This window comes from Streptomyces sp. NPDC088706, assembly GCF_044752765.1.
Lineage (GTDB): Bacteria > Actinomycetota > Actinomycetes > Streptomycetales > Streptomycetaceae > Streptomyces.
Window position 1 is genome coordinate 77,823 of sequence record NZ_JBIVLW010000001.1, and the last position, 13,239, is coordinate 91,061.

Consider the following 13,239-nt stretch of genomic DNA (forward strand, 5'->3'; position numbering starts at 1 on the left):
GGCCGCCGCCGAGCGCCGGGCGGCGGATCTGGCCGTGCGCAACCGGCTCGCCCGGGAGCTGCACGACTCGGTGGGCCACGCCCTGAGCGCGGTGACCCTCCAGGCGGGGGCGGCCCGGCGGGTGCTGGACCGGGATCCGGAGTTCGTCCGCCGGGCGCTGACCGCGATCGAGGAGACGACGCGGTGGACGGTCGGCGAGCTGGACGCCGTGGTGCGGCTGTTGCGCCGGGACGAGGAGCCGGGGAGCGGGGAGCCGGGGGCCGGGGAGAGGGCGTGCGGTCCTGGTCTCGACGCGCTCGACGGGCTGTTGGAGCACTGCGGGGTGCCGGTGGCGTACGAGCGGGAGGGCGACCCGGGCGACCCGGGTGTGGTGGTGCCGGTGGTCTCGCGGGAGGCGTACCGGATCGTGCAGGAGGGACTGAGCAACGCCCTGCGGCACGGCGGGGGGCGGCCCGTCCCCCGTGCGGCTGCTGATCGCGGTAGGGAAGAGGGAGCTGGAGATCGTGATGGAGAACCCACTGGGCGGGCGGCCCGCCGTGGCGCGTCCCGGAGGCGGTCGAGGACTGCGCGGCATCGCGGAGCGGGCCGTACTGCTGGGCGGCCGGAGCGAGGCGGGACCGTACGACGGCGGCTGGCGGCTCACCGCCCGGCTGCCGCTGACGGCAGGCGGCGAGGAGCGGTCATGAGCGGGGCGACGCCCGTGCGGGTCGTGGTCGCGGACGACGAGGAGATGGTGCGTACGGCGCTGCGCGCGATCCTGGACGCGGAGCAGGGCATCGAGGTGGCCGGTGAGGCCGCCACCGGGGCGCAGGCCCTCTCCCTGGTGCGGGCCCTGCGGCCCGATGTGGTGCTGATGGACGTGCGGATGCCGGAGATCGACGGCATCCGGGCCACCGAGCAGATCCTCGCCACGCTGGAGGAACCGCCGCGGATCGTCGTGGTGACGACCTTCGAGAACGACGCGTATGTGTACGACGCCCTGCGCGCCGGAGCCGCCGGTTCCTGCTGAAGCGGTCGGCGGCCGAGGAGCTGGTGCAGGCGGTGCGTCTGGTGGCGTGCGGCGACTCGCTCCTCTATCCGGCGGCGGTCCGCACCCTGGCCGCCGAGCATGGCGGGCGGCGGGCGCCACGGGCCCCGGCCTGGGTGGCGCGGCTGACCGGGCGGGAGGCGGACGTGCTGCGGCTGATGGCGGCGGGGCTGACCAACGCGGAGATCGCGGGGCGGCTCGCGGTGGGCGCGGCGACGGTGAAGTCCCATGTGGCGGCGGTCCTTGCGAAGACCGGAGCCCGGGACCGTACGCAGGCGGTCATCGCGGCGTACGAGTCCGGGTTCATCACCCCGGGCTGAGCCCCGTGCCGAGCAGCGGGCCGGCCTTCACACCCGCGCGGACCACGTGAGAAATCGGTGAGAAGCGGCACAACCGGGAACGGGCGTGGCGCCCCCGCTCGTCCCTCCGGTGGGATGAACAAGACAATCAGGCGCGCTTCGGTCTTCTGCCTGCTCGCGGTGCTCGCCCTGCTGGTGCGGGCGACGTGGGTGCAGGGCTACCAGGCCAAGGCGCTCGCAGACGACGAGCACAACCGGCGGAACACCATCGCGCGGTACGCGCACCCGCTCGGGGACATCATCGTGGCCGGTTCTCCGGTCACCGGATCGAAGGGGACCAGTGGCGGCGACCTCCGGTACAAGAGGACCTACACGCAGGGCGAGCTGTACGCGGCCGTGACGGGCTACAGCTCGCAGGCGTACGGGGCGACCCAGCTCGAAGGCATCTACAACGACGTCCTGGACGGCACGGACGACCGCCTGAAGAACCCGGCCGACCTGATCACCGGCAAGCAGTCCGCCCCGGGCGACGTGCTCACCACCATCGACCCGGACGTCCAGAAGGCGGCGTACGAGGCGCTCGGCGACGACAAGGGCGCCGCCGTGGCCGTCGACCCGAAGACCGGCAGCATCCTCGGCATGGTCTCCACACCTTCGTACGACCCCTCGAAGATCAGCGGTACGGACGACGGCGACGCCTGGCGGCAGCTGCTGGACGACAAGGAGAAGCCGCTGGTCAACCGGGCGCTGCGACAGCCGCTGGCACCGGGCTCCACGTTCAAGCTGGTGGTCGCGGCGGCGGCGCTGGAGAACGGGCTGTACGGGTCCGTCGACGAGGCCACCAGGAGCCCCGACCCGTACACCCTCCCCGGCACCAGCACCGTCCTGCGCAACGAGAACGCCTCGGCGCCCTGTGAGAACGCGACCCTGCGCACCGCCCTCCAGTACTCCTGCAACAACGTCTTCGCCAAGGCCGCCGCCGACCTCGGCCAGGACAAGGTCAAGGAGATGGCGGACGCCTTCGGGTTCGACACGGAGAAGCTGGACGTCCCGGTGCGGGCGGCCAGGAGCGTCTACCCGACCGGCATGGACAGGGCGCAGACGGCGCTGACGGGCATCGGCCAGTTCGAGGTCACCGCGACCCCGCTCCAGATGGCGATGGTCACCTCGGCCCTCGCCAACGGCGGTGAACTGGCCGGCCCGCACCTGGTGTCGTCGGTGACGGACGGGGACGGCTCCACGCTGGAGGAGACCGACGACGGCGACACGAAGCGGGTGGTGGAGGAGGGGACCGCCGAGCAGCTCCGCAGCGCGATGGTGACCGTCGTCGAGGAGGGCACCGGCACCAACGCCAGGATCGCCGGGGCCGAGGTGGGCGGGAAGACGGGGACCGCGCAGAACGGTGTGGACAACAGCAACACCCCGTACGCCTGGTTCACCTCGTACGCGAAGGACGACAGCAGCGGCAAGGAGGTCGCCGTCGCGGTCATCGTCGAGGACTCCGGCTCGGCACGCTCCGAGGTCAGCGGCAACGGCCTGGCGGCTCCGATCGCGCGGAAGATGATGAAGGCGGCGCTGGAGCGGTGAGCCGGGAGCGGTGAGCGGGGGCCGGTGGTCGTGTGCACCGCCCCCGTGCGGCGTACCGCTCCTGCCCGCCCGCCCAGCACGCCCGCACGCGCGGCGGCTGCTCGACCGGGCCGAACGCGATGCCGTCGGTACGGCTCACCGGCAGCCCGCTCCGGGCCGCTCACCGCGCCCCGCCCGCGAACGGGACCTCCGCGGCGCCGCCCGGCCGGGCCGGGCCCGCCGGGTGGGTCCAGAGTCCCGCCTCGGCCAGCCGGGGCAGCACGCCCTCGCCGAACCAGTACGCCTCCTCCAGGTGCGGGTAGCCGGAGAGCACGAACTCGTCGATGCCCAGGGCGTGGTACTCCCTGATGCGTTCGGCGACCTCCGCGTGGCCGCCGACCAGGGCGGTGCCCGCGCCGCCCCGGACGAGGCCGATGCCGGCCCACAGGTTGGGGTGGATCTCCAGACCGTCCCGGCCGCCGCCGTGCAGCTCCAGCATCCGCCGCTGCCCCTCCGACTCGCTGCGCGCCAACCCCTCCTGGACCGAGCGCACGGTCTCCGGGTCGAAGCCCGCGAGCAGCCGGTCCGCCTCGGCCCAGGCCGCCTGTGAGGTGTCCCGGGTGATCACGTGCAGCCGGATGCCGAACCGTACGGTACGGCCCTGTTCGGCGGCGAGCCCCCTGATCCAGCCGATCTTCTCCGCCACCTGGGCGGGCGGCTCGCCCCAGGTGAGGTAGACGTCCGAGTGGCGGGCGGCGACCCGTCCGGCGGCCGGGGAGGAGCCGCCGAAGTAGACCTCGGGTACGGGGTCGGGGAGCTGGGTGAGCCGGGCCTGCTCGACGTGCAGGTGCTCGCCGTCCAGGTCGACGGTCTTGCCGTCCCACAACTGCCGGACGATCTCCAGGAACTCGTCGGTGCGGGCGTAGCGGGCGTCCTTGTCGAGGAAGTCCCCGTACGCGCGCTGCTCGTGGCTCTCGCCGCCGGTGACGACGTTGAGGAGCAGCCGTCCGCCGGTCTGCCGCTGGTAGGTGGAGGCCATCTGGGCGGCCAGCGTCGGCGAGATGAAGCCGGGGCGGAAGGCGACCAGGAACTTCAGCCGCTCGGTGTGCTGGCTGATCATCGCGGTGGTCAGCCAGGCGTCCTCGCACCAGGCCCCCGTCGGGGTGAGCACCCCGGTGAAGCCGACGTCCTCGGCGGCGCGGGCGATCTGGGCGAGGTAGCGGACGGTCGGCGGACGGTCGCCGCCCGCCGCCGTGACCGGGGTGCCGTGGCCGCCGCCGACGACATGGCGGCTGTCGCCGTTGGTGGGCAGGAACCAGTGGAAGGTCAGGGACATCGTTTCTCCGAACAGGGGTGAGAGGTCACAGGAGGCCGTGGCGGGGCGGGCGGGTGCCGTTGAGGACGTACCGCCCGATGTGCTGGATCTTCCAGCGCGCGGGGTCGTGCAGGGTGTGGGTCCGGGCGTCGCGCCAGTGCCGGTGCAGGTTCAGGCCGTCGAGGGCGGCGCGCGTTCCGGAGACCTCGAAGAGCGCGTCCGCGATCTCCAGGGCCGCGCTCCCGGCGTACGCCTTCGCCGTCGCCACCGCGATCGACGCCTCCGCCGCGCTGTCGTCGTCCAGGCCTGCCCGGGCGGTGTCCACGGCCCGGGCCGCGGCGGCCAGCAGCGCGTCGGCGGCCCGGTGACGGACGGCGAGTTCGCCGAAGCGCTGGATGAGGAGGGGGTCCTCGGCGGCGCTCTCGTACCCGCTCTCGAACCAGGGACGGCTCCGGGTCCGCACGAAGTCGGCCGCCTCCGCCAGCGCTCCGGCGGCGATCCCCGCGTCGATGGCACTGTGCAGCAACTGGGCTATGGCGCCGTGCAGTTGCGGGCCGGTGAAGGTGAGGTGGTGCGGGACGACGTGGGCTGCTGGAACCGGTACGGACTCCAGGCGGACCGTGCCGCTCGCGGTCGTCCGCTGCCCCATGCCGTCCCAGTCGTCGGTCACGGTGAGACCGGGGGCGCCGGCGGGGACGTACGCGACATGGAGCAGGTCGTCCTCGGCGCGGGCGAGGACGGGTATCCAGTCGGCGAAGAGGGCCCCGGTGGAGTAGTTCTTCACCCCGGTCAGGAGGTATGAGCCGTCCCCGGCGTCCACCAGCCGGGTGCGGATGTCCTGGAGGTGCTTGGTCCCGGCCTCGGACTGGGCGTTGCCGAAGCGGCGGCCCGCCAGCACCTCGCCGAAGAAGAAGGCCTGCTGGTCCGGACTCCCCTGCCGGCGGAGGACGTTGACGTACGCGAAGTGGCTCTGCGGGATCTGCGCCAGGCTGGCGTCGGCCGAGGCGAGCAGCCGGAAGACCTCCGCGAGGGTGACCGCGCAGACGTCGGCCCCGCCGTGCTCGGCCGGGACGGTGATGGCGAGGAGGCCGGTGGCGGTGAGGCGGTCGAGTTCGGCGCGGGGCAGCTCACGCCGGGCGTCCCGCCCGGAGGCGCCCGGGCGGAACTCCTCGGCCAGTCCGGCGGCGGTGCGCAGCGCCTCGGCGTCGTCGCGGATCACCCGCGCGGTGGTGGGTGGTCGTCGGGTCGGCGCGGTCACGGCGGGCCTCCGGAGAAGGGGATGGGGGTCAGTGGGTGGCGGGGACCGGGGCGGTGCGGTCCAGGGCGGCGGCGAACTGGGCGACGACCTGGTCGAGCGGGGCGGCGGACGCGGGGTCGAGGACCACTCCCCCGTCGTCGCCGGCCGTGATGTGCCGGTCCAGGACGAACCAGCCCGGGACGATGTGCGCGGCGCCCATGGAGGAGAGCACCGGGCGCAGGGCGTAGTCGAGCGCCAGCACGTGGGCGGTGGTGCCGCCGGTGGCGAGCGGCAGGACGGTCTTGCCGGTCAGCGCGAACTGGGGCAGCAGGTCCAGGAGGGTCTTGAGCAGTCCGGAGTAGGCGGCCTTGTAGACGGGCGTGCCGATGACGACGCCGTCGGCGCGGGCGAACAGCTCGGTGGCGCGGACGATCTCGGGGTGCGCGAAGTCGGCGCCCAGGAGGGCTTCGGCGGGCAGCGTACGGACGTCGAGCGGTATCACCTCGTGGCCCTGGGCGCTGAGGTCGGCGTCGAGGTGGCGCAGCAGCCGGGCGGTGCGGGAGGTGGCGGAAGGGCTGCCGGAGACCGACAGGACGGTGGCCATGGGAGACCTCTTCTCTGAGGGGCCCGGCCCGTGCGGTGGAGGTGTGCACCGGGTCGCGGGCGGGTCGGAGTGCCGGATGGGGGGAGCCCGCGGTGGGCGGGCTGCGGGTGGCCGGGAGCGGGGCCGGGGGCCCGGTGATCGAGAAACCCGATCAGGGGCGAGGGGCCGAAGGGAGAGCGCGCGGCGGCGTAGGAGGACTGCGCGGGAGCGCGAAGGAGGAGGCTGCTCCTCAGACTTCGCGGCGACAGAAGGCGCTGGAAACGCGGCCGAGGTCGATGTGGCGGCGGCGGGTCAGGCGGCGCACATCCCTCTCCTCTCGCGTTCCGCGGCGGACCTCCGGTGGGCCGGGGGCGCCTTCGCGTCCCAGAGTAGGGGGCCGGAACGCTCCAGGTCGAGAAGGCATCGGCGAGGGAGCGATAGGGTTTCCCTTCCACCGGAGCCGGTTGAGGGAAGGACCGCCGTGCGGATCGAACAGCTGGAGTACATCGAGGCCGTCACCCGGCTCGGGTCGCTGCGCCGGGCGGCGGAGGAACTGCACCTGTCCCAGCCCGCGTTGAGCGAGACGGTCCGGAACCTGGAGCGTGAGCTCGGGGTGGCCGTGCTGGACCGGAAGCGGTCGGGGGCGACGATCAGCGACGCGGGGCGCGAGCTGCTGCCGCACATCATCGGGGTGCTGGACGCGGTCGACCGGCTGCGCCGGGCCGCCGACGAGCAGCACCGCACCAGCCGCACGGTCCGGCTCGGCACGGTCTTCGCGGCGACGGTCCCGCTGCTGGTGCCGGCGATCCGGCAGTTCCACGCGCTGCACCCGGCGACCGAGGTGGAGGTGATCGCGGCCCAGCAGTCGGTGATCCACCGCTCCCTGCTGGAGGGCGGTGTCGACCTCGGCCTGGTGAACTACCTGGCGGGCGACGACCTGGCTCCGGACCTGCACACCACGGAGCTGATCCGGGGCCGCCCGGTCGTCTGCCTGCGCCCCGACAGCCCGCTGGCGTCGCTGGAGTCGGTCGGGGTGGACGACCTGCTGGGCGAGCCGCTGATCGTGATGCGCTCGGGCTATCTGATGCACCGCTTCACCCACCGGCTGCTGAAGGACCGGGTGCCCTCCTTCTCGTACTCCGCCGACGGGGCGGAGATGGGCAAGCTGATGGTGGCGGAGGGGCTGGGGGTCACCGTGCTCCCGGACTACAGCGTCGTCGGGGACCCGCTGGAGCGCACCGGCGCGATCACCTGCCGCCCGTTGGAGGGCGACTCCACCACGGTGCTGCTGGTGGTGCAGCGCAGCCGCTCGGGCTCGGCCCCTCGGGCCGCCCGTGACCTGCACCGGATCTTCGTGGAGCGCGCACAGGCGCATCGCACGGACGGCTCCCCCGGTACCTCTTAGCGACTCCTGGGGCATCCGCCCGAGCGGGCGGGACGGCTTCGTTCGGGCCGGCGGCGGCCCCGCCCCCCGCGCCGCGCACGGCGGGAAATCGAGGCGACGCGGGGGTGGCCGGGCGGGCAGGATGCGGACATGCCGAGACCTTCCGGATTCCTGCACGAACAGCACGGCGACCAGAGCGTGACCATCACCCACCACGGCCGCCCGGCGGGCACCCTGCGCGGTGGCCGGGCGGAGAAGTTCCTGGCCGAGGTGGTGTCGGGCGACGCCCAGCTGGTGATGGCGCGCTGGACCGGCGCCTACAAGCACGGCAACGAACGCGCCGCCCGCGACCACCCGCGCAACCGCCGCTGAGGACGCTCCGTCGGCCGCGAAGGCTGCTTCGAGGGCGGCACAGGCCGCTGCGGCGGGCGGAAGGACCGCTCCGACGACCGGAAAGTCCGCTCCGACGGCCGCAGAAGGTAAGGGAACGGCAAAGGGGGGTCGTTCGTTACCCCGGGCATGACCGCAATGACCCCCGGCTCGAACATCCCTCTCTCCGCCGTCCGCGTGGCGGTGGACGTCGCCGCTCCGGTGCGGCTCGACGTCTCGGGCCTGCTGCTCACCGCCGACGGCAAGGTGCGCTCCGACGACGACTTCATCTTCTACAACCAGCCCTCGGGGCCCGGCGTCACCTACCGCTCCGGTGGCGGCTCCGCGCCCGACGCCATCGTGGTGGACACCGCGGCCGTCCCCCCGGGCATCGAGAAGATCGTCGTGACCGCGAGCCCCGACGCCGCGGGCCAGACCTTCCAGGGCATCGAGCCCACCGCCACCGTGCGCAACGCCGACGACGGCACCGCGCTGGCCACCTTCACCCCGCCCCGGCTGGGCAGCGAGACGGCGCTCGTGGTCATCGAGATCTACCTGCGCAACGGCGCCTGGAAGGCCCGCGCGGTGGGCCAGGGCTACGCGAACGGCCTGGCCGGGATCGCCACGGACTTCGGCGTCTCGGTCGAGGAGCCGGCCGCTCCCGCCGCCGCGCCGGTCCCGTCGGCAGCCGCCCCGGTGGCTCCGGCGGCCGCTCCGGTGGACCCGCGGATCGCGCCGCCGGCCCCCGCCGCTCCCCCGGCACCGCCCGCCGCCCCGCCCGCGGGTGCCGGGAAGATCAACCTCGACAAGGGACGGGTCAACCTCCAGAAGAACCAGACCGTCTCCCTGGTCAAGGGCGGCGCCCCGCTCCTCTCCCGGGTGAAGATGGGCCTGGGCTGGGAGCCCGCGTTCCGCGGCAAGGACATCGACCTGGACGCCTCGGTCATCGCCTACGGCCCCGACCGCAATCACCTGGACAGCTGCTACTTCGGCAAGCTCTCCATCCTGGACGGGGCGATCAAGCACTCCGGCGACAACCTCACGGGTGAGGGCGCGGGCGACGACGAGGTGATCGTCGTGGACCTGGGCCGGATCCCGGCCGAGGCGACCGGTCTGGTCTTCACGGTGAACTCGTTCACCGGCCAGAAGTTCAACGAGGTCGCCAAGGCCTACTGCCGGCTGATCGACGCGGCCAGCGGCGAGGAGCTGGTCCGGTTCGACCTGACCGGGGCCGAGCCGCAGACCGGCGTCATGATGGCCAAGCTGATCAAGCAGTTCACCGGCGAGTGGGAGATGACGGCCATGGGCGAGTTCGTGAAGTCACGCACCGTACGCGGCATGGTGAAACCCGCCGCCAAGTCCCTCTGACCTCCGGGACCCGGCGGCCCCCTGGGCCGCAACGGCATCCGGGGCACCTGAAGTGATTCAGGTGCCCCGGATCCGGAGAGGGCGGACGCTGCTCGTGCTCGTCCGGTGTCTCAGAGCTTGGTCAGCTTGGAGTACGGGCTCAGGATCCTCCCCTGCCGCCCCGAGAAGTCGATGAGGACTGCGTCGTTGTCGCCCTCGACAGCAAGGATTCTGCCGAGCCCGAACTGGTCGTGCGACACCCTGTCGCCCACATCGAAGCATTCGACCGGTGGGGCCTCCTGGGCCGGGCGGTTGAAGGGACTGGAAGGCAGGTGACGCCGGGATCCGGCTGACTGTTTCATTAAGTCGAGTATGCGCCCTGTGAAGGCCCGACGCCATGCCCGTTTGCCGCCCGGGGCTCAGAAGTGCCGGATTCGTGACCCGCGCTCACCAGGGCCAGTCAGCGCTTACTCCCGCCTCCAGCAGCGGAACCATGCGGAACGCGGCGTCGGAAAGCCCCCCGAACGTGTGGCGGTTTCCGTTGCCGGACGGGGCGTGGCCGAGCCGGTATCCGGCCAGGTTCCAGGTGTAGACGGGCACCGTGTCCGGAACGCTCCAGGTGGCGTCGCCACGATAGGTGTACGAGGCCTGCTCGTCGGTGACGATGAGCACCCGGTCGTGGCCCCGGTAATGGCGCTCCACCGCCCGTACGGTGTTGGTGCCGCCCAGGTTGCCGAAGCGCTCCAGGACCCTGAGCACCGACTCGCCCGTGCGGTACGTCACCGGCGCGCTGGTCGTACCGAACTCCACCAGGTCCGCGTCGGCGGCGCGCAGCGCGAGCGCGGCACCGAAGACGGCGGCCGCGTCGGCCCGGTTCAGCTGGGAGCGCTCGGACAGCGGCGACCACATCGAACCCGAGCGGTCGACCAGGACCAGGGTGCGCCCGGGCAGCGCCGGGACCTGGGCCAGCGAGTGGCCGAGCGCCTGCTCCAGCGGATACGCCCAGCGCAGCGAGGGCGCGTGCCGGTAGGCGGCGAGGTAGCGGAAGGGGAACTGCCGGGACGCGGCGACCGCCTCCGGGTCACAGATCCGCGCCGCCGCCCCGGCCGCGACCTCGTCGCTCACCCCGGCCTCGTCGAAGTTCCGGAGGTTGCGGACGAGCGCCATCGTCCCCATGGAGGGGATGGCCGCCTCCCAGGCCGCCGCGTCCATCGGCCCCCGCAGCCAGCCCGCCAGCGACTCCCAGGTCATTCCGGCCTCCGCCAGCCGCTCGGCGCCGCCGGGCCCGGTGACGACCGCGCGACGCTCGGCGACCGGCAGCTCCATGAGGGCCCGGTGGGCGGTCAGGGTGCGGTCGCCGGCCGGCGGCACGGCGGTCTCGGGCCGGTGCCTGCGGTCCAGCGCGAACCGGAACAGCTCCCCCTGCCAGGGCTTGGCCGGGTCGGGCGCCGCGTGCACCAGATTGAGGACGTCACCGAAGCGGTAGCCCTTGGACGCGGTGTCGTACTTCAGCAGCGCGCGGCCCGTGTAGAGACGGCATACGGCGTCGGCGATGCCCCGCTTGACGGGCTTGGGCAGGGCGCGGCCGTAGCGGGAGGTCCAGTAGCCGAGCAGTTCGCCCGGCTCGTCGGCGCGCAGCAGTACGGAGTCGATGACCTGCCGGTTCGCCGGGCCCCCGGTGCACCCCGCGTCCAGCCGGGCCTTCACGTACTCCGCGGCGCCGACCAGCGAGGCGGTCCGCAGCTGCCCGTCACGGCGCAGCCAGTGGAGGAGTCCCGCGGTCCAGGCGGGGTCCTCGACGGCGAAGCGCCGCACGAGGGCGGCGAACCGGGAGTCGCGCTCCTCGCCGCCCTCGTAGAAGGTCTCCTGTGCGACGAAGTTGGCGACGGCCAGGAGGAAGAGCTCGGAGCGGGCGTCGCGCACGTGCCCGGTGCCGCCCTGGTGGTCGGCCGCGAGCGCGCCGGTCGTGGCGACGGGCGAGGTGGGGCCGGACAGGGCGGTGCGGAGCTGGGTGACGCGCTGGTTGAAGCGGGCCATCAGAATTCCCCCGAATTCCTGGGGGAGGACGCGGCGGCGGAACGGGGTGCCCGAGATCAGGGGTCGACGACGGAGAACAGTCCGGTGCTCTGTCCACTTGAGCTACCGGCCGGAGCCGGGCGGGACTCGAACCCGCAACCGCCAGATCCAGAAGTATCCGTCGTCTGCGCACCGGGCACCCCGGCGCTCGCGCCTCCCGAGATCAACAGTGGCTGCGGCGTGTTTCGGGAAAGGAAGGAGCCGCCGCCCTCGCACCGGGAGGTGCATGTCCATGACCTTAGGGAACAGCCTCCGTGGACGCGACGGGATTTCGGCACGCACCGAGGACGGCCCGCCACCCGGCCTTCCTCGACGGCGCCCGGGCCAGGGGCATCCTCCGTGAGGACGGGGTCACCCGGCGCTTCCGCCACGAACTGCTGCGACGTCCCCTGCTGGACCGGCCGGACACGTCCCGGGGCCGACGCCGCGGGACACGTCCCGGGGCCGGCGCCGTGCTCGGCACCGGAGCCGCGCCCTCTCAGCTCTCCGCGCGCGACCCAGTCCCCCGCGATGCTCAGTCCCCCACGCGTGACCGCGCCTTGAACGCGGCCTTCCGGGCGTCCTTCGCCGCCTTCTTGTCGCTGTGCAGCCGGCCCATCGCCTCCAGTACGTCGGCGGTGGCCGGGTGGTCGACCCGCCAGACCTCGTCGAAGAAGCCGCTGTGCTGCGCGGAGAGCCCCTCGACCAGGCCCTGGAGCTCGTCGAGCTCGCCGTCCGCGTCCAGCTGGGCGGCGATCGTGTCGACGGCCAGCCAGAAGATCATCGCCTCCGGCGGCGCCGGGACGTCGGCCGCGCCGCGCTCCGCGAGCCAGACCCGGGCCAGGCCGCCGAGCTCCTGGTCGCCGAGGACCGCGCGTACGGCGGGTTCGGCCTCCGCGCCGGCGAGCGCGAGCGCCTGCTGGCAGTGGAGGCGGCGCAGCGGCGCGCCCTGGTCCGTGCCGCGCGCCGCCGCCAGCAGCTCGGCCGCCGCCGGGACCGCCCCCTCGGCGCCGCGCCCGGCGAGCCAGAGCTGGATCTCGGCGCGGGCGGTGGCCTCCGGGTAGTACGCGATGCCGTCGAGCAGGGCGTCGGCGCCCTTGTCGGCGAGGTCACCGACGGCGGGGGCGTCCACCCCGGCCTCCAGCATCCGGGCCCGGATGCCGTACAGGCCGAGGGGGGTGAGCCTGACCATCCCGTACCGGGTGACGTCCTCCTCGTCGGCCCCGGTGACGGAGGCGTCCGCCGCGTCGCCCTCCTCGACCATCAGCGCTTCGTCCACCGGCTGGTACTCGACGATTCCGATGGGTTCGAGGAGCTGGAACTGGTCGTCGAGGCGCATCATCGCCTCCGACACCTGCTCCAGGATGTCGTCGGTGGGCTCGCCCATGTCGTCGGGGACGATCATCGACGCGGCGAGGGCGGGCAGCGGCACCGGCCCGTCACCCGTGCCGTTGTCGGCGAGGGTGAGCAGGTAGAGGTTGCCGAGGACCCCGTCGAGGAACTCCGCCTCGGCCTCCGGGTCCCAGTCCAGGGCGTCGAAGTCGATCGAGCCGTCCTCGCCGACGAGGTCCGCGAAGTCGTCCAGGACGGGCGCGGTGGCGTCGGCGTACACGGCGTCGAGGCCGTCGAGCCAGATCCCGAGGATGTCCTGCGGGGAGCCGGTGGTGAGCAGCGCCAGGTTCTCGCCCGCGGTGACGGTGCCCTCGGCGTCCGAGCCGTCCGGGAGCTCGCCCTCCTCGGGGTCGGTGACGTCGAGGAGCCCGGTGTCCACGGCGAGCCGCCAGGCCTCACTGGCGTACGCCGCGCCGTCCTCGTCCGCCGTCAGTCCGAGGTGCTCGGCGGCCGCGGGCAGCTGCGCCTCGGCGAGCTCGCCGCCGGCGCCGACCCGCGCGTCGGGCCCCGCCCACCGGGCGAGCCGGACGGCGCGGACGAACAGCGGCGCGGCGAGCGCGTCCCGTGCCAGTTCGGCCTCGGAGTGCAGCCGCACCGGCGGCAGGATGGGGCGCTCTGCGGACATCGGGGGTTCTCCTCGGTGCGTGCTCGGGGGCGTACGGGGC

The 13,239-nt window shown here is 73.5% G+C and carries 10 protein-coding genes and 2 pseudogenes; 6 read left to right on the forward strand and 6 right to left on the reverse strand.

Annotated elements, in window-relative coordinates; genetic code table 11:
• Window position 1: 1 nt before the first annotated feature.
• The 3 genes and pseudogenes from ACIQAK_RS00395 to ACIQAK_RS00405 form a co-directional block, all read left to right on the forward strand.
• A pseudogene (locus tag ACIQAK_RS00395) lies at window positions 2-686 on the forward strand (sensor histidine kinase); the annotation flags it as partial.
• Window positions 683-1,347, forward strand: a pseudogene (locus ACIQAK_RS00400) (response regulator). The pseudogenes ACIQAK_RS00395 and ACIQAK_RS00400, both read left to right, overlap by 4 nt.
• Before the next feature lie 114 nt (window positions 1,348-1,461).
• The gene (locus tag ACIQAK_RS00405) at window positions 1,462-2,913 is read left to right on the forward strand and encodes a penicillin-binding protein 2 (RefSeq protein WP_366388508.1); all 1,452 of its coding nucleotides are present in this window, start codon (window positions 1,462-1,464) and stop codon (window positions 2,911-2,913) included.
• 160 nt (window positions 2,914-3,073) lie between these two features.
• On the opposite strand, the gene ACIQAK_RS00410 is transcribed toward ACIQAK_RS00405, so the two are convergent.
• From ACIQAK_RS00410 to ssuE, 3 genes are all read right to left on the reverse strand, one after another.
• Window positions 3,074-4,228, reverse strand: coding sequence for an LLM class flavin-dependent oxidoreductase (locus ACIQAK_RS00410; RefSeq protein ID WP_366388507.1), 1,155 nt, complete (start codon window positions 4,226-4,228; stop codon window positions 3,074-3,076).
• A 25-nt stretch (window positions 4,229-4,253) separates the two neighbouring features.
• On the reverse strand, window positions 4,254-5,426 hold the full coding sequence (locus ACIQAK_RS00415; RefSeq protein WP_366388618.1) for an SfnB family sulfur acquisition oxidoreductase: 1,173 nt from the start codon (window positions 5,424-5,426) through the stop codon (window positions 4,254-4,256).
• 67 nt (window positions 5,427-5,493) lie between these two features.
• The gene (gene ssuE / locus ACIQAK_RS00420; RefSeq protein WP_366388506.1) at window positions 5,494-6,048 is read right to left on the reverse strand and encodes an NADPH-dependent FMN reductase; all 555 of its coding nucleotides are present in this window, start codon (window positions 6,046-6,048) and stop codon (window positions 5,494-5,496) included.
• A 460-nt stretch (window positions 6,049-6,508) separates the two neighbouring features.
• Here ssuE and ACIQAK_RS00425 point away from each other — a divergent pair, with 460 nt between their 5' ends.
• The 3 genes from ACIQAK_RS00425 to ACIQAK_RS00435 all read left to right on the forward strand — a co-directional run bounded on the left by ACIQAK_RS00425 (window position 6,509) and on the right by ACIQAK_RS00435 (window position 9,148).
• Window positions 6,509-7,432 carry a LysR family transcriptional regulator gene (locus ACIQAK_RS00425; RefSeq protein WP_366388505.1) on the forward strand — a complete coding sequence of 308 codons (924 nt, stop codon included), beginning with the start codon at window positions 6,509-6,511 and terminating at the stop codon, window positions 7,430-7,432.
• A gap of 129 nt (window positions 7,433-7,561) precedes the next feature.
• The gene (locus ACIQAK_RS00430; protein WP_366388504.1) at window positions 7,562-7,783 is read left to right on the forward strand and encodes a hypothetical protein; all 222 of its coding nucleotides are present in this window, start codon (window positions 7,562-7,564) and stop codon (window positions 7,781-7,783) included.
• A gap of 147 nt (window positions 7,784-7,930) precedes the next feature.
• Window positions 7,931-9,148, forward strand: coding sequence for a TerD family protein (locus tag ACIQAK_RS00435; RefSeq protein ID WP_366388503.1), 1,218 nt, complete (start codon window positions 7,931-7,933; stop codon window positions 9,146-9,148).
• 110 nt (window positions 9,149-9,258) lie between these two features.
• Here the strand turns inward: ACIQAK_RS00435 and ACIQAK_RS00440 are convergent, their stop codons facing one another.
• From ACIQAK_RS00440 to ACIQAK_RS00450, 3 genes are all read right to left on the reverse strand, one after another.
• The gene (locus tag ACIQAK_RS00440) at window positions 9,259-9,489 is read right to left on the reverse strand and encodes a hypothetical protein (RefSeq protein WP_003969918.1); all 231 of its coding nucleotides are present in this window, start codon (window positions 9,487-9,489) and stop codon (window positions 9,259-9,261) included.
• 85 nt (window positions 9,490-9,574) lie between these two features.
• Window positions 9,575-11,164 carry a TROVE domain-containing protein gene (locus tag ACIQAK_RS00445; RefSeq protein WP_366388502.1) on the reverse strand — a complete coding sequence of 530 codons (1,590 nt, stop codon included), beginning with the start codon at window positions 11,162-11,164 and terminating at the stop codon, window positions 9,575-9,577.
• Between the two features lie 553 nt (window positions 11,165-11,717).
• The gene (locus ACIQAK_RS00450; protein ID WP_366388501.1) at window positions 11,718-13,199 is read right to left on the reverse strand and encodes a hypothetical protein; all 1,482 of its coding nucleotides are present in this window, start codon (window positions 13,197-13,199) and stop codon (window positions 11,718-11,720) included.
• Window positions 13,200-13,239: the final 40 nt, after the last annotated feature.